Origin of the sequence: Halomonas sp. DQ26W, from assembly GCF_003339685.1 — a bacterium.
Classification (GTDB): Bacteria; Pseudomonadota; Gammaproteobacteria; order Pseudomonadales; family Halomonadaceae; genus Halomonas.
In genome coordinates this window covers 44765-60248 of the sequence record NZ_QPKI01000003.1, presented here as the reverse complement: position 1 = coordinate 60248, position 15484 = coordinate 44765, and the positions used below count along the sequence as shown (strand labels likewise).

Here is a 15484-nt window from a genome sequence, read left to right as displayed (position 1 = left end):
GGCCGAGCCCAAGCAGGCCGAGCCCAAGCAGGCCGAGCCCAAGCAGGCCGAGCCCAAGCAGGCCGAGCCCAAGCAGGCCGAGCCCAAGCAGGCCGAGCCCAAGCAGGCCGAGCCCAAGCAGGCCGAGCCCAAGCAGGCCGAGCCCAAGCAGGCCGAGCCCAAGCAGGCCGAGCCCAAGCAGGCCGAGCCCAAGCAGACCGAGTCCAAACCCAAGCCGAAGGCGACCCGTAAACCGCGCAAGCGCTGATTGTTTCCTTCGCTATCGTGCCCCCGTCGATTCCATCAACGGGGGCACCCTCCTTTTATAGAAGGAGCGTTGGTGGGCCCGCTTAAGGAAAGGATGTTGGCGGGGCAGGCGGCGAAGTAAACGACAGCAGCCCTGCCTAGGAGCCTGTCGGACCTGACGCTGATCTACTGCGAGATCCGGTCTTTCGGCCAATTTCATTCGATCCGATTCGTTAAATAGCGGGCTATTCGCCTCATCAGATCGATAAACTTGTCTCGAAATCCATATCTCTCGTAACGATCGGTCAAACCCGACAGGCTCCTAGCTGCTACGTTCAAAGTGCTGGTTCCGTGCCGTCATTCGGGCCGTGACTGGCGCAAAGAGGGTTGCTGGGGTAGGGTAAGCGGATTTTTCACCCCGCGAGGATCGTCCGCTCGGACAGGCGGGCCGGAACCGTCAGGGGGGGCCATCGGGTCCCCGCCGCGAAGAAAGTGGAGCACTATGGGCAAGTCATTGGTCATCGTCGAGTCGCCGGCCAAGGCCAAGACGATCAACAAGTATCTCGGCAACGAATTCATCGTCAAGTCGAGCGTGGGTCATATACGAGACCTGCCGACCAGCGGCTCGGGCAAGACGGCCTCTGACCCCAAGGAGCGCGCACGCCAGGCTGCGGCTACCCGCAAGATGTCGCCCGAGGAGAAGGCCGAGTACAAGCAGCACAGGGCCAAGGATCAGCTGATCCGACGCATGGGTATCGACCCGGAGCATGGCTGGAAAGCGCATTACGAGATCCTGCCAGGCAAGGAAAAGGTCGTGGCCGAATTGCAGAAGCTGGCCGAAAACGCCGATTCCGTCTATCTCGCGACTGACCTTGACCGCGAAGGGGAGGCCATCGCCTGGCACCTCAAGGAGACCATCGGCGGTGAGGATTCCCGTTACAAGCGTGTGGTCTTCAACGAGATTACCAAGAATGCCATCCAGGAGGCTTTCACCGAGCCCGGCAGTCTCAATATCCCGCGGGTCGAGGCTCAACAGGCGCGTCGCTTCCTCGACCGTGTCGTCGGCTTCATGTTGTCGCCCCTGTTGTGGGCCAAGATTGCCCGCGGCCTGTCCGCGGGCCGCGTCCAGTCAGTGGCCGTACGCCTGATTGTCGAGCGCGAGCGAGATATTCGCGCCTTTGTGCCCGAGGAGTTCTGGGACGTGCATGCCGACCTGGTCTCGAATGACGGTGAGCCCGTTCGCTTCGAGCTGGTTCGTCAGGACGGCAAGGCATTCCGTCCCACCTCGGAAGCCGAAACCATGGAGCGCATTGCTGCGCTGCGCAAGGCGAACCTGGCCATTACCTCACGTGAGGATAAGCCGACCCGCTCTAAGCCGAATGCTCCCTTTATCACCTCGACCTTGCAGCAGGCAGCCAGCGGCCGGCTCGGTTTCTCCGTGAAGAAGACCATGACGCTGGCCCAGCGGCTCTACGAGGCAGGCTATATCACCTATATGCGTACCGACTCCACCAACCTGTCGAAGGATGCGGTGGAGAGCGTTCGCCAATATATCGATTCCGAGTTCGGCAGCCGCTACCTGCCTGAGGCGCCCAACCGCTACTCCAGCAAGGAGGGTGCCCAGGAGGCTCACGAGGCCATCCGCCCCTCGGAGGTTCAGCGCAAGGCGGGTGAGCTGACCGGCATGGAGCGCGACGCCGAACGACTCTACGAACTGATCTGGCGTCAGTTCGTGGCCTGTCAGATGACGCCGGCGGAATACCTTTCCAGCACCCTGACCGTGGAAACCGGAGGCTACGAACTGCGGGCCAAAGGGCGGGTACTCAAGTTCGACGGCTATACCCGTGTGATGAAGCCGGCGGGCAAGAACGAAGATCAGGCGCTGCCCGACCTGCCCAAGGGCACCGCCATGACTTTCGCAGCGCTGGATCCCCAGCAGCACTTCACCAAGCCACCGGCCCGCTACACTGAGGCCAGCCTGGTCAAGGAGCTGGAGAAACGCGGTATTGGCCGGCCCTCCACTTATGCCGCGATTATTTCCACGATCCAGGACCGTGGTTACGTCAAGCTGGAGAACCGGCGCTTCTACGCCGAGAAGCTCGGCGACATCGTCACCGAGCGGCTCAAGGAGTCCTTCCCGGACCTGATGGATTTTTCCTTCACGGCGCGCATGGAAGACGGCCTCGACGAGGTGGCAGAAGGCGAGCGTAACTGGCAGGAGCTGCTCGATGCCTTCTATGCGGAGTTCCGTGAGGAGCTAGAGGCGGCTCAGAGTGAGGACGGTATGCGGCCGAATCAGCCGGTCCCCACGGATATCGACTGCCCCACCTGCGGTCGCAAGATGCAGATTCGCACCGCTTCCACCGGTGTCTTCCTGGGCTGCAGCGGTTACAACCTGCCGCCCAAGGAGCGCTGCAAGACGACCATCGACCTGCTGCCCGGTGAGGAGGCGGTAGCCGCTGATGCCGATGAGGAGGCCGAGACCGAGGCCTTGCGAGCCAAGCATCGCTGCTCCAAGTGCGGTACAGCCATGGACAGCTACCTGATCGACGAACAACGCAAACTGCATATCTGCGGCAACAGCCCCGACTGTGACGGCTACGAGGTGGAGGAGGGCAAGTTTCGCATCAAGGGCTACGACGGTCCCACCATCGAGTGCGACAAGTGCGGTAGCGAAATGCAGCTCAAGTCCGGCCGCTTCGGCAAGTACTTCGGTTGTACCAGCAGCGAGTGCAAGAACACCCGCAAACTGCTCAAGAGCGGAGAGGTGGCGCCGCCCAAGATAGACCCGATTCCCATGCCAGAACTTGAGTGCCAGAAGGTCGATGACCACTACGTTCTGCGTGATGGAGCCAGTGGACTGTTCCTGGCCGCCAGCAAGTTCCCCAAGAACCGGGAGACGCGTCCACCGCTGGTCCGCGAACTCAAGGCCCATGCCGAGGCGCTGCCTGACAAATACCATTTCCTGCTCGATGCTCCCAGCGAGGATCCCGATGGCCGGCCGAGTCAGATCCGCTTCTCGCGCAAGACCAAGGAGCAGTTCGTGATGACCGAGGAGGAGGGCAAGGCCACCGGCTGGAAGGCCTTCTTCGACAATGGCAGGTGGCAGGTGGAGGACAAGCGCAAGTGACCCCGCGAGCCCGCACCAATCAGCTGCTCTATCAGGCCGAACTCCTGCTCGATACTTCACCGGGCAGCGACGAGCATGCTGAAGCGCGTCGCATGGCAGCGGAGGAGGGGGCGCTGGCCTTGACGGAGTTGGCGCTGGCGTCGCTGCTGCGTGAGGTCACCGAGCATGCTGGCTTGGCGCTTCATGACTGGCGTGAACTGCTTGACCCCCGGGGTGAGTCGGTGGCAGAGCTCCACCGGTTGCGAGAGCTGGCCGCCCGACCGGAGAGCTGGCTGGCGTGGCTGCTCAGTCGTATTGACGCGCTGCATGCAAGCGATGGGGTGGCGCGCCGCACCGGCCCGGCTGCGCCAGGGCTGATTGCCGTGGGAAGTGCGGCGGCGTTGGGCGACGAACTGCGTGCCTGTCTGAGCGAGGCCAAGCGTGAAGTTGCCGCCCTGCGCGAGACCAGCGAAGAGTGGTAGAGGCTCTGCTTTTCGCTCGTCGACTTTCTGGCAAAGCCTAGCGCTCTGAGGGTGCGAGTGTGTCAGGCTGACTCTATTTCAGCGACCGGGGTGTCACCATGCAACGCGTCGCCATCTTTGTCGATGTGCAGAACGTCTACTACACCACTCGCCAGGCCTTCGGTCGGCATTTCGACTATCACGCCTTCTGGGCCCGATTTGCGGTCGGCCATGACGTGGTCTTGGCCAATGCCTACGCCATAGAACGGGGCGATCCCAGGCAGCGCCAGTTTCAGAACATCCTGCGTGGCATCGGCTTCAGCGTGAAACTCAAGCCCTACATCCAGCGTAGCGACGGCTCGGCAAAGGGCGACTGGGACGTGGGAATCGCTCTGGATGCCATGGAGGCCGCAGCGGCCGTGCAGCGGCTGATACTCGTTTCCGGTGACGGTGATTTCGACCTGTTGGTCGAGCGAATCCGTCAGCGCTACAACATTCCCGTGGACGTGGTCGGGGTGGAGCGCTTGACGGCCGACTCACTGATACGCGCGGCCAGCGACTTCATTGCCATCGATTCCTTGCTGCTTCGCTAGTGCATATCGCTTCTCGTTGATATGCATCAAGCTGTTATCTCCGGGCGATGACTAAGATTAAGCTAGGGCGAGCTGATACAGGCTGGCGATGACGATACTGGGGGGCGTATGCGCTTTCATCAAGTAAAGGAGCTGGTGCATTGGGCGGCTGACTATCACGCTCGACTTGCCAATCATTATTCGCAACTGGCTGGCAGCGGTGTCGACGACCGGGTGCGCATGGCATTGGACTATCTGGCGGAGCGCGAGATCAAGCAGCAGTCCGATCTCTCCAGCTACCTGGATGATGGCTCCGATCATTCCAGCGTGCTGGAGACATGGTTCGACGATCCTAACGACTTTCCTCATGCGCCGGTGCTTGAACGTCTGCCCGAAGGGGTCGACAGTGAGAGTGTGCAAAGCGTACTGGCGACGGCACTGACCGCTCACCGGACGCTGCAGGATCTCTATGTACATCGCAGTGAGCTGGCCGGGGGCAGCGACGAGAGAGCGTTCTTCGATGCCCTTGCTGCTGGGCATGAAGCGGAGGTGCGCCGTATCGTCCGTGACATGCAGCGACTCGAGGATTACTGAGCAACCAGGAGGAAGACCTTATGTCGGAACAGCTTTTATCCCCCAAGATGCTGGGCTACTGGACTCGAGGCCAACTGCATGACGCGCCGGACGAATCCGGGATCTATTGCGTATTTCGTGCTGCCAGAGACCCCGAAACCGACGAGATGGAAGTGCAGGAACTGCTCCATGTGGGAGAGCATCGGAGTGCCCGCTACGGTCTGGAACACCACGAGGATCTCGACAGATTGGAGGCCTTCCTGAAGCCGGGCGAGGAGGTCTGGTATGCCGTTGGTCTTGCCGGGCACGCCAATCGCGAGCGCCTGGCGGCGGCCCTGATCAACGCCCACAAGCCGCGTTTCAATAACCATAGTGAGTACCTGGACCGCTTCCCCTTCGACGAGACCACCGTCCATATCTACGGCAAGAAGCAAAAGCTACAGAGCATCTTTACCGTAGAGCGTCAGGATTGATCCGACCCCAAGTCAATCCACTCGGCCCTAGCTGTCGCCCCGCCGGATTGCGCCCGACGGGGCGATAGTTTGGTAGGTGGGTGACAATCGCCATGTGATAGGCGGCCATAAGCGGTACAATTGCAGTCTTTTGCACTACGGAAACACTACCCAAATGCCTAGACGAGCGAATCGCTGCATTGCGCGGTGCTGGTGCGCCAGCCCGGTCGGAATCCTCACATCTACCCCATATGCTGCGGTTCCTGTGCTCCGCGCGCTTCATCTCGCTCGGTGATTTGTTCTGCGTTTCCCTACGATTGGATCTTCCTAAGTGATCTCCACAGCCAATATTACCATGCAGTTCGGGGCCAAGCCCCTGTTCGAGAACGTTTCCATCAAATTCGGCAACGGTCACCGTTATGGCTTGATCGGGGCCAATGGCTGCGGCAAGTCCACCTTCATGAAAATACTCGGTGGCGACCTGGAGCCCTCGTCAGGTCAGGTAATGATCGACTCGGGCTCCCGTCTCGGCAAGTTGCGCCAGGACCAGTTCGCCTTCGAGGCCGAGCGAGTCATCGATGCCGTCATCATGGGCAATCGCGAACTGTGGGAGGTGGCAGCAGAGCGAGAGCGGATCTACTCATTGCCGGAGATGAGTGAAGAGGATGGCATGGCTGTGGCCGACCTGGAAGTGCGTTTCGCCGAACTCGACGGCTATACCGCAGAATCTCGGGCCGGTGAGCTGTTGATGGGGCTCGGTATACCCATGGCCCAGCATTTCGGCCCCATGAGCGAGGTGGCGCCGGGTTGGAAGTTACGCGTATTGCTGGCTCAGGCGCTCTTCTCAGACCCCGATGTGCTGCTGCTCGACGAGCCCACCAACCACCTGGATATCAATACCATTCGTTGGCTAGAAAGTGTCCTTACGGCTCGCAGCAGCACCATGATCATCATTTCCCACGATCGGCACTTCCTGAATAGCGTCTGCACGCACATGGCGGACCTGGACTATGGTGAGATCAAGCTGTTCCCCGGCAATTATGACGACTACATGACCGTTGCCACGGCGGTCCGCGAGCGGCAGTACGCCGACAACGCCAAGAAGAAGGCGCAGATCGCTGAACTCCAGACTTTCGTCAGCCGCTTTTCGGCCAATGCCTCCAAAGCCAAGCAGGCCACCTCCCGGGCGCGGCAGATCGAAAAGATCAAACTCGAGGATATCAAGCCCTCCAGTCGTGTGAGCCCCTTCATCCGCTTCGAGCAGGGCAAGAAGATTCATCGCAACGCGGTCAATGTGGAGGCACTAAGCCAGGGCTACGCCGGAGAGCCCTTGCTCTTCGAAGGGCTCTCCATGACCGTGGAGGCCGGGGAGCGTATCGCCATCATCGGCCCCAACGGTATCGGCAAGACCACGCTGCTGCGTACCCTGGCCGGTGAGTTGCACCCGCAGGCCGGCGCGGTGCGCTGGACCGACAGTGCGGAGCTGGGCATTTTTGCGCAGGATCATACCGATGATTTTTCCAACGATGCGACGCTTTTTGAGTGGATGGCCCAATGGAGCGATGGCGGCGAACAGGTGATCCGGGGAGCGCTGGGTCGAATGCTGTTCTCGAGTGACGACATTGACAAGTCGGTGAAGGTTATCTCCGGTGGCGAGCAGGGCCGCATGCTGTTCGGCAAGCTCACGCTGACCCGACCCAACGTGCTGTTGATGGATGAGCCCACCAACCACCTGGACATGGAGTCCATCGAGGCACTCAACCTGGCCCTGGAGCACTACCCCGGCACGCTGATCTTCGTCAGCCACGACCGCGAGTTCGTCTCCTCGCTGGCCACCCGTATCCTCGACATGTGCGACACTGGCATCGTCGATTTCACGGGAAGCTATGACGATTACCTGAGGAGCCAAGGCTTGCCCGGCTGAGCTGCATGTCAGCCTGCCGACGCTGGCCGCGGTTGCACGGGAAAGTCTCTACTGGGAATCCAGATAGGGGGCGGTCATGAATCGCTGTAGGAGTATTCACGACACGGCGCCGCCCCTCTGAAAGTCATGAGAGCTTTCCTGGGGGCGAGGGTCTACAAGATCCTGTAGTCGGTGCTTCCACAATTAGTTGGTGCACAAGAAAGCTGTGTGATGAACCGATTTTTTGTGGTGAGGGGCTGTTTGTCATCAGCGCATCGCGATGCTCAGCCTTCACGCCGGAAGCGGAAGTGAGGTTCAACGGTGCGGCTACGTTTTCTTGCAGTTCTATTTCGACTGACGGCCATTCAATGGATAGGCTATAACAACGCCATAATACCCAATATCCTGCTTTCTTCTTCTCCTGTGAGGTGCCGATGACCTCAGTATCTCGACGCCGCTTCGGCCTGCTTGCCCTGTCAGCGCCTTTCGCTTTGCTGATGGCCAATAGCGCCCGAGCCAACCTGATCGAAACCCTTCTGGTGCGTGCACAGATTCCTCGTCACGACGGCGAGCTCTGGGTGCTGGTCGAAGACGAGCAGGCCGCGCTCAGTGTCTATCGAGGCAATACTCTCGTCGAGCGCTTCTCTCCGGTCTCGCTGGGCAGGTCTGGCGCCAGTCCTGAGCGGTTACGTGGTGGCAATGTGACGCCAATGGGTGAGTTTCGCGTCAATCGCTTCAATAACGAGAGCGATTGGCACATCTTCGTTGGGCTTGACTACCCGACGCCAGCCCATGCGCGCATGGCTCTCGAATCAGGGCTTTACACCGAACGCGATTACGAAGACTATTTCGCGTACTATCGTCGCCATGGCTATCCTCCGCAGCAGACCGTGCTGGGTGGGTTTATCGGCATCCATGGCCTCGGTGGGGCAGACCCTGATGTGCATGCCAGTTACCACTGGACCCAGGGGTGTGTGGCGGTCACGAACGACCAGATCGAAAGGCTTTCCGAGCTAATCGAAATTGGCACTCGCGTTGTGATCCGCTAGGCTCAAGATACGTAAGGGACGTTTCGAGCTATGGACAAGCGGTGTAAGTTATTATAAAACAGCGTTTGACACCTGTGCTTGGCAGCAGTCGCTGCAAGAATCCTGCAATTTGCAGGATTGCCTGATCTCAGGCTACATTAACACCGCTGTACTAACCGTGCAGTACCAAGGAAGACTCAAGGAGAACACCATGACCCTGAAGACCACCCTGAAGCTCACCGCCGCTGCTGCATCCATGGCCATTCTGGCCGGTTGTGCTACCAACGCTGCTCTGGATGAAGTTCGCCAGACTGCTGAATCCGCCCAGGCTGATGCTGCCGAAGCTCGCAGCATCGCGACCCAGGCTCAGAACACTGCCAACCAGGCACAGCGTGACGCCCAGGCGGCTCTGCAGATGTCTGAGCAGAACCGTGAAGAAATGAACCGTATGTTCCAGCGCTCCATGCAGAAGTAATTCTGTCGGAGTACTGGCATCGCCCGCTAGGGTGATGGCGGTTCTGTAGTACGAGAAAACCCCGCTTCGGCGGGGTTTTCTCATTGTCATGTAAGCGGCCGGATGGGTTATCGCTGGCCGATTTCCAGCTCGGAAAAGAGCCCTTCCCGCTGGGTGAGCTCCAACTCGGAGAACAGGCCTTCTTCCTGGCCATCCAGGTGGGGGCCACCCGGGGTCGGCTCTTCTTCGGCGACCTTCAACAGCGACACCATCTGGCCGTTCGGGTTCTCGACGACGCGACGCAATTGGGCATAGTCCACCGGGGGGTTCTGGTCACCAAAGGTATTGGCGACCACCTCGATGGCGTTGAGAATCGGCTCGAAGTTGCCCAGATTTTCCTCGAGCTGCGGGAATGACTGGGCGTAAAGAATGCCATCGGAAGACCAGGCGGCCTTGAAGGGCTGGTCGATGATGTTCACTTTGGTACCGCTGGGCACTCGATCGTAGAGCGACTCGATATCCTCCGGGAACATCCGGATACAGCCTCGGCTGGCACGCATGCCGACCCCATCGGGCATGTTGGTGCCATGGATCAGGTAGCTAGGCAATCCCAACAGGATGGCGTGTCGGCCCAACGGGTTGTCGGGTCCGGGTGGCACGACTGCCGGTGGCGGCTCACCCCTAGCGGCGGCTTCCTCGCGCATCGAGCGAGGTGGTGACCAGTGCGGATCCTTGACTTTGACGGTGGTTCTCGTCACACCTACCGGCGTTGCAAAGCCGTCACGGCCTACGCTGATGGGATAGGTCTCGACCACACCGTCACGGGAGTAGTAATAGAGCCGTAGTTCGGAGAGGTTGATGATGATTCCTTCGCGCGGTGCGTCGGGCAGGATGTGTTGGGAAGGAATCACCACCTCGGTGCCGGCAAAGGGCGCCCAGATGCTGACATCCGGATTCGCCATGCGTATCTCGTCATAGCCCACATTGTGCTGGCGCCCGATATCGATCAGGGTCTGGCCTTCCTCGACGGTAACGGTGTAGGCCTCACCGATCATGTTGCCTTCCTCGGGCAACAGGAAGTGGCCACGGGGCAGCGTGTTTTGGTCATCAAGCTCATCGGAAAGCGCCGGAGCCGCAAGCATGGCAGCTAAGGCGAAGAGCGCGGCACAGCGCAATGTACATCTGGCCAGTGTCGGGATAGTCATCAACGTCATGATCTCGTCGGAGAGTCGGCTACAGCCGGGTATCAAATGGCCGGTACACTGCAGGGCGACGGTTCAGGCGTCCTGGCTGGGTGCCAGTGATGCCGGTGCGTGTCTATTGTTGCGATGTTGACAACACGTATCGCCATTATAGCCCTCAGGGCGGTCACAGGGAGCACCCCATAAACCAAACCTGGGCTGGCGCGCTGCCTCAGGCGGCATCCGCCTTGCGGTTGAGTACCTCTAGCAGTTGTTCGAGGACGCGAAAGCGAGCCTCCTCCGTTTCCATTTCCAGCTCGAAGCGCAGCGTGTCAGCACCGTCGAGCCGATAACACTCCGGGGACTTCTGGATCAGCTGCACCAAAACCATTGGGTCGACCAGGGGCTGTGAGCCAAAGATCAGTCGTCCTTTCGCGGCACCGGCCTCGAGTCGCACGATACCCAGGCGCTCGGCCCGCTGGCGCAGCTTGGTCTGACGCACCAGGGTTTTCACCGGCGCCGGAAGCAGGCCGAAACGGTCGATCATCTCTACCTGCAGCTCCTTGAGGTCCGCCTCGGTCTCTGCACTGGCGATGCGCTTGTACATGACCAGCCGCTGCTGGACATCGGGCAGATAGTCATTGGGGATTAGTGCCGGAAGGTTGAGGCTCACTTCCACGCCTTCGTCCAGAGGGGCGTCGATATTGGGCGTCTTGCCGGCGCGAATGGCGGCCACGGCGCGGTCGAGCATTTGCATGTACAGCCCATAGCCGATCGCTTCCATCTGGCCACTCTGCTCCTCGCCAAGCAGCTCCCCGGCGCCGCGGATCTCCATGTCGTGGCTGGCCAGGGTGAATCCGGCTCCGAGGTCCTCGGCGCCGGCGATCGCCTCCAGGCGCTTGGCTGCATCACGAGTCATGGTTCGCGGTGGCGGGGCGAGCAGATAGGCATAGGCCTGGTGGTGGCTGCGTCCGACCCGGCCACGCAACTGGTGCAGCTGGGCCAGGCCGAAGCGGTCGGCACGCTCGATGACGATGGTGTTGGCGCTGGGAACGTCGATGCCGGTCTCGATGATCGTGGAGCAGACCAGTACGTTGAATCGCTTGTGGTAGAAATCGGACATCACCCGCTCGAGCGCGCGCTCGGGCAGCTGTCCGTGCGCCACGGCCACCCGGGCCTCGGGCACCAGCTCGCGCACCTTTTCGGCGGCGATCTCGATGGACTTGACCTCGTTGTGCAGGAAGTAGACCTGTCCGCCACGCAGTATCTCGCGCAGGATCGCCTCCTTGATCACCGATTCGTCGCGCTGCTGGACGAAGGTCTTCACCGACAGCCGGCGGGCGGGTGGTGTGGCGATGATCGAGAGATCGCGGATACCACTCATGGCCATGTTCAGGGTGCGCGGGATGGGGGTGGCGGTTAGCGTCAGGATGTCGACCTCGGCGCGCAGGTTCTTCAGACGCTCTTTCTGCGTGACGCCAAAGCGGTGCTCCTCGTCGATGACCAGCAGTCCCATGTTGGGTAGCTTCATCGACTTCGACAGCAACTTGTGGGTGCCGATGACGATATCGGCCTTGCCAGACTCGATACGCTTCAGAGACTCGGCCTGGCCCTTGCCGGCGGTGAAGCGAGAGATCAGCTCGATCTGTACGGCGGTATCGGCGAAGCGATCGCGGAAGTTCTCATAGTGCTGGCGGGCGAGCAGGGTGGTGGGCACCAGTACCACTACCTGTCGGTCCGACTGTACGGCGAGGAAGGCGGCACGCATGGCAACTTCGGTCTTGCCGAAGCCGACGTCGCCGCAGACCACGCGATCCATTGGGCGAGGTGCCGTCATGTCGCCGATGACCGCGTCGATGGCAGCACGCTGGTCCGGGGTCTCCTCGAAGGGGAAGCTGGCGGCGAAGCGGCTGTATTCCTCGTCCGGGGGGGCGCAGGCAAACCCTTCGCGGGCCTCGCGGCGAGCATAGACATCCAGCAGCTCGGCGGCCGTGTCACGGATCTTTTCGGCAGCCTTTCGCCGCGCCCTGTCCCAATGGTCGGAGCCGAGCCGATGCAGGGGGGCCAGTTCATCGTCGGCTCCGGCATAGCGTGATATCAGATGCAGGCTGTCCACAGGCACATACAGCTTGGCGCCCTCGGCGTATTCCAACGAGACGAACTCGGCTGCCTGGCCGCCGGCTTCAAGGGTTTCCAGGCCACGATAGCGGCCGACACCGTGGGTCTGGTGGACGACGGGTGCGCCGGGACGCAACTCGGCGAGATGGCGCACTGCCAGCTCATTGGCATCCGTGGCCTTTTCCCGACGGCGGCTCTGTCGGACCACGTCGCCGAGAAGCTCTGTCTCGCTGATCACGGCGAGGTCGGGGTGTTCCAGCCATAGGCCGGCGTCGATCTCGCCCTCGGTAATCGCCAGTCGACTGTCGTCGGCAAGAAATCGACGGAAGTTGGCCACGTGGGGCAGTTGGAGATGAAGTGGGGCCAGGGTCTCTTCCAGGGCTTCGCGACGACCTCGGGATTCGGCGACGAACAGGGTGCGGGTGTTCGGATGCCGGGCCAGAAAACCCTCGAGGGCGGCCAGCGGCTGCTTCGCCCGTGCATTGATGGGTACCGATGGTGGCGCCTTGGCCTCTGGCTGCAGGGCGTGGCGATGGTCCGGGTCGTCGATCAATTCTACCCGCGGATGGCGCTTGATGGCCGCAAATACCTCAGCGACAGGAACGAAGGCGCGATGGGGTGGCAGCAGGGGGCGTGTCGGGTCAACGCCCAGGCTCCCATAGCGGCTCTGGATGGCCGCCCAGTGATGTTCCGCGGCGTCGAACGCTCCCGGAAGCAGCGCCACCCGGGTGCCTTCGGCCAGGTGTTCGAACAGGGTCGCGGTTTCCTCGAAGAATAGCGGCAGGTACTGCTCAAGGCCAGGTGAAGGGATGCCCTTGAGCGCATCGACATAGAGCGGACACTGGCGCGGGTCTACGTCGAACAGGGTCTCGAACCCTTCGCGGAAACAGGTGATGGACGAGCGGGCCAGCGAGTACTCATGCGCCGGCAGTAGCTCCACTCTATCGACCTTTTCACGGCTGCGCTGGGTGTCAGGGTCAAAGTGCCTCAGGGTATCGATCTCATCATCGAATAGGTCGATGCGCAGGGGAGACTCGCTGCCCATGGGGTAGAGGTCGATCAGGGCGCCACGCAGGGCGTACTCCCCGGGTTCGTAGACGGTCTCGACCGCCCGGTAGCCGGCCCGGGATAGGCTTTCACGGAAGTTCTCGCGGTCCAGGCGCATGCCCACTTCCAGCGTCAGTACGCGCCCGGCGATGTACTCCACCGGCGGCAGGCGCTGCATCAAGGTGTTGATTGCCACCAGCACGATACCGTGCATGCCGTCCTGGAGACGGCGCAGGGTGCGCAGCCGTGCCGAGACGATGTCCTGGTGGGGTGAAAAGCTGTCGTAGGGCAGGGTTTCCCAGTCGGGGAATGGCAGTATCGGCGTGGTCGAGAAGAAGCGCAGGTCGTTCTCGAGGCGCTGGGCTCCGGCGGTATCGGCCGTTACCACCAGCAAGGGGGCATCTTCGGCAAGATACGCCAGGGCCAGGGCGGTGCCACTACCGGGAGGCGTATGCCAGAAGAGGGTGTTACGAAGACCCTGGGGGCGTGGCGGATCGAGCAGTGAGAAATGGGACATGGGGTTATCGTCAGGCACTATCGTTAGGCTCTCTCGTCAGGCCGATGGGTCAGGCTGGGTGCAGTTGTCGAGCTCGAGCTCGAGCGCGGCCTCGGCGTCGCAATCAAGGAGGAATCATACCAGCCCGAGGAATTCCTTGTAGTCAACCCGCCATTTCTGTAATCCCCCTACAGCACCTGCGACCATCCTGCGATTGCTCCGCCCGATGGCTGGCCTGATAATGCGTATGAATTCCAGATCATCAGAGAGGCTTCACGTGAGTCAGCAACCCCTCGACACCGTTTTTCAGGATTGGCACGATAACCAGGCCCTTGCCGAGCAGATGATCCCTCTGATCGGCAGCCTATACCGTCACAACAATGTGGTCACCACCCTCTATGGACGGTCGCTGTTCAACCGCTCGGTGATCCGCATCCTGAAGGACCATCGCTTCGTCAGAAAGGTTGAGGGGACGGAGCTCTCCGTTCAGGATACGTTCCCGCTGGTGCAGGCCATGGCCGAGCTCAACCTGGGGCCGGCCCACGTCGACATCGGCAAGCTGGGCGTGGCCTTCAAGAAGCAGGGCGGCGGCGACGCCGTGGCCTTCCTGCGTGAAGAGCTCGCCGAGATCGTCGATCGCCGCGATGCCAACGGCAACAACGGCGAGCCAAAGGACGTGGTGCTCTACGGTTTCGGCCGCATCGGCCGCATCCTGGCCCGGGTGCTGGTGGACAAGGCCGGTGGTGGCAACCTGCTGCGCCTGCGTGCCATCGTCGTGCGCGGCCGCGGTGACATCGCCAAGGACCTCGAGAAGCGCGCCAGCCTGCTGCGTCGCGACTCCGTGCATGGCCCATTCAACGGCACCATCAGCGTCGACTACGAAGCACGCACCATCACCGCCAACGGCAACGTGATTCAAGTGATCTACGCCGACTCTCCCACCGATGTCGACTACACCGTCTATGGCATCGACAACGCCGTGGTGGTGGACAACACCGGGATCTGGCGTGACGAGGCCGGCCTCGGCCAGCACCTGCAGTGCAAGGGCGTGGCGAAGGCGCTGCTCACCGCACCGGGCAAGGGTGATATCAAGAACATCGTGTATGGCATCAACCACGGCGATTTCAGCGAGGAGGACCGTATTCTCTCGGCGGCTTCCTGTACCACCAACGCCATCGTGCCGGTGCTCAAGGTGCTCAACGATGAGTTCGGCGTCGAGCACGGCCACGTGGAGACGGTGCATGCCTACACCAACGACCAGAACCTGATCGACAACTACCACAAGGGCGACCGTCGGGGCCGCAGCGCGCCGCTGAACATGGTGCTGACCGAGACCGGTGCCGCCAGCGCGGTGGCCAAGGCGCTGCCGGAGTTCGCCGGCAAGCTGACCGGCAACGCCATCCGCGTGCCGACGCCCAACGTCTCCATGGCGATCCTCAACCTGCGCCTGGAGAAGGACACCGACGCCGAGGCCCTCAACGACTTCCTGCGCCGTATGTCGCTGGATTCGCCGTTCCAGAAGCAGATCGACTTCGTCGATTCGCCGGAGGTGGTGTCGTCCGACTTCGTCGGCAACCGGCATGCCGGTATCGTCGATGCCAAGGCGACCATCGCCAATGGCAGGCAGGCGGTGCTCTACGTCTGGTACGACAACGAGTTCGGCTACAGCTGCCAGGTGGTGCGTATCCTACAGCACATGTCCAATGTGCATTTTCTCAAGTTGCCCCGCGCCCTGGGCTGAGTGAGCCGGTGATGGTGACGCACCGCCCATTCCCGACCCCCGGGGTCGGGAATGCCATGATCCAGGTCATTCTTGCTTCATCTGCGTCGGCACCCTCAGTGTGCCGACCCATTGTCCTCAAGGG

11 protein-coding genes and 1 pseudogene are annotated in these 15484 nt (G+C 61.3%); 10 read left to right on the top strand and 2 right to left on the bottom strand.

Annotation, left to right across the window (positions count from 1 at the left end; genetic code table 11):
- The 9 genes and pseudogenes from DU490_RS17395 to DU490_RS02215 form a co-directional block, all read left to right on the top strand.
- Positions 1–247: pseudogene (locus DU490_RS17395) on the top strand (hypothetical protein); the annotation flags it as partial.
- A gap of 480 nt (positions 248–727) precedes the next feature.
- Positions 728–3355: a type I DNA topoisomerase gene (gene topA, locus DU490_RS02250; protein ID WP_114572719.1), complete on the top strand. Its 2628-nt coding sequence runs from the start codon at positions 728–730 to the stop codon at positions 3353–3355.
- Positions 3352–3816, top strand: coding sequence for a DUF6586 family protein (locus tag DU490_RS02245; RefSeq protein ID WP_114572718.1), 465 nt, complete (start codon positions 3352–3354; stop codon positions 3814–3816). Before topA ends, DU490_RS02245 begins: the two co-directional genes overlap by 4 nt.
- 98 nt (positions 3817–3914) lie before the next feature.
- Positions 3915–4388, top strand: coding sequence for an NYN domain-containing protein (locus DU490_RS02240; protein WP_114572717.1), 474 nt, complete (start codon positions 3915–3917; stop codon positions 4386–4388).
- 108 nt (positions 4389–4496) lie between these two features.
- Positions 4497–4961, top strand: a complete 465-nt coding sequence (locus DU490_RS02235) for a 2-hydroxyacyl-CoA dehydratase (RefSeq protein WP_114572716.1) — start codon at positions 4497–4499, stop codon at positions 4959–4961.
- A gap of 20 nt (positions 4962–4981) precedes the next feature.
- Positions 4982–5413: a hypothetical protein gene (locus tag DU490_RS02230; protein ID WP_114572715.1), complete on the top strand. Its 432-nt coding sequence runs from the start codon at positions 4982–4984 to the stop codon at positions 5411–5413.
- 310 nt (positions 5414–5723) lie between these two features.
- Entirely contained in the window at positions 5724–7316 is a 1593-nt protein-coding gene (locus DU490_RS02225; protein ID WP_114572714.1) for an ABC-F family ATPase, read from the top strand.
- A 413-nt stretch (positions 7317–7729) separates the two neighbouring features.
- Positions 7730–8344 carry a murein L,D-transpeptidase family protein gene (locus DU490_RS02220; protein WP_114572713.1) on the top strand — a complete coding sequence of 205 codons (615 nt, stop codon included), beginning with the start codon at positions 7730–7732 and terminating at the stop codon, positions 8342–8344.
- A 190-nt stretch (positions 8345–8534) separates the two neighbouring features.
- The gene (locus tag DU490_RS02215; protein WP_043518089.1) at positions 8535–8798 is read left to right on the top strand and encodes an Lpp/OprI family alanine-zipper lipoprotein; all 264 of its coding nucleotides are present in this window, start codon (positions 8535–8537) and stop codon (positions 8796–8798) included.
- A gap of 107 nt (positions 8799–8905) precedes the next feature.
- Here the strand turns inward: DU490_RS02215 and DU490_RS02210 are convergent, their stop codons facing one another.
- On the bottom strand, positions 8906–9982 hold the full coding sequence (locus DU490_RS02210) for a L,D-transpeptidase family protein (RefSeq protein WP_114572712.1): 1077 nt from the start codon (positions 9980–9982) through the stop codon (positions 8906–8908).
- A 208-nt stretch (positions 9983–10190) separates the two neighbouring features.
- A complete protein-coding gene (gene mfd, locus DU490_RS02205; protein WP_114572711.1) occupies positions 10191–13640 on the bottom strand; it encodes a transcription-repair coupling factor in 3450 nt (1149 codons plus the stop codon).
- 256 nt (positions 13641–13896) lie between these two features.
- Between mfd and DU490_RS02200 the strand changes: the two genes are divergently transcribed.
- Positions 13897–15360, top strand: coding sequence for a glyceraldehyde-3-phosphate dehydrogenase (locus DU490_RS02200; protein WP_114572710.1), 1464 nt, complete (start codon positions 13897–13899; stop codon positions 15358–15360).
- Positions 15361–15484 lie beyond the last annotated feature (124 nt).

Excerpts from the sequence above, each read along its gene's own strand:
- DU490_RS02210 (WP_114572712.1), bottom strand. The coding sequence starts at position 9,982 with ATGACTATCCCGACACTGGCCAGATGTACATTGCGCTGTGCCGCGCTC.
- topA (WP_114572719.1), top strand. The coding sequence starts at position 728 with ATGGGCAAGTCATTGGTCATCGTCGAGTCGCCGGCCAAGGCCAAGACG.
- mfd (WP_114572711.1), bottom strand. The coding sequence starts at position 13,640 with ATGTCCCATTTCTCACTGCTCGATCCGCCACGCCCCCAGGGTCTTCGT.
- DU490_RS02235 (WP_114572716.1), top strand. The coding sequence starts at position 4,497 with ATGCGCTTTCATCAAGTAAAGGAGCTGGTGCATTGGGCGGCTGACTAT.
- DU490_RS02240 (WP_114572717.1), top strand. The coding sequence starts at position 3,915 with ATGCAACGCGTCGCCATCTTTGTCGATGTGCAGAACGTCTACTACACC.
- DU490_RS02220 (WP_114572713.1), top strand. The coding sequence starts at position 7,730 with ATGACCTCAGTATCTCGACGCCGCTTCGGCCTGCTTGCCCTGTCAGCG.
- DU490_RS02230 (WP_114572715.1), top strand. The coding sequence starts at position 4,982 with ATGTCGGAACAGCTTTTATCCCCCAAGATGCTGGGCTACTGGACTCGA.
- DU490_RS02215 (WP_043518089.1), top strand. The coding sequence starts at position 8,535 with ATGACCCTGAAGACCACCCTGAAGCTCACCGCCGCTGCTGCATCCATG.